Below are 563 nucleotides of genomic sequence, written 5' to 3' on the forward strand. Positions count from 1 at the left end.
GCCTCTGTTCCGCTCTAGGTGGTGGCTCTGTTCTGTTCTAGACAGAGCCTCTCTGCCGCCCATATCGCTGTCTCTGTTAAGGGCATATCAGAACCTCTGATATGGGCGTATAAGCGCGGCGCGGCTTTACCTATACGCCGCGAACGTGCGCACATAAAAAAAGCGGGACTGCCTTGCGGCAGCCCCGCCCCCGTCCGCGCACAAGGAGGTCAGCGCACGGGCGGGCTTATTGCTTTGTCTCTATGCCGTCTTCTCTTATTTAGCGGTGAAGTCGCCGCCCAGCCACTCAAGGGAAAGCTTCTTCAGCGTGCCGTCGTCCTTCAGCTCTTTCAGCGCCGCGTCGAAGGTGTCCCGCAGTTCCGCGCCTGTCCGCTTGTTGAACAGGTAGTACGTGTCCGAGTTGTACACCGCCGGCTCTACAATGCGGAGGCGCGCGTTGTATTCCCTGTTGAAGGTTTCGATGCTTTTAAATATCGACACTATCGCGTCCGCCCTGCCCGACGCGATATCTTCGCACATAAGGGCAAAGGTCGACTCGAAGATGATTTTGAACGGACGCCCGT

Annotated in this window: 1 protein-coding gene; it reads right to left on the reverse strand. The window is 57.4% G+C overall.

The window, feature by feature from the left end:
- Positions 1–255: 255 nt before the first annotated feature.
- On the reverse strand, positions 256–563 hold a 308-nt coding region (locus AWU74_RS07585), incomplete at its 5' end, for a type 2 periplasmic-binding domain-containing protein (RefSeq protein ID WP_162505037.1).

This window comes from Treponema endosymbiont of Eucomonympha sp., assembly GCF_001028545.1.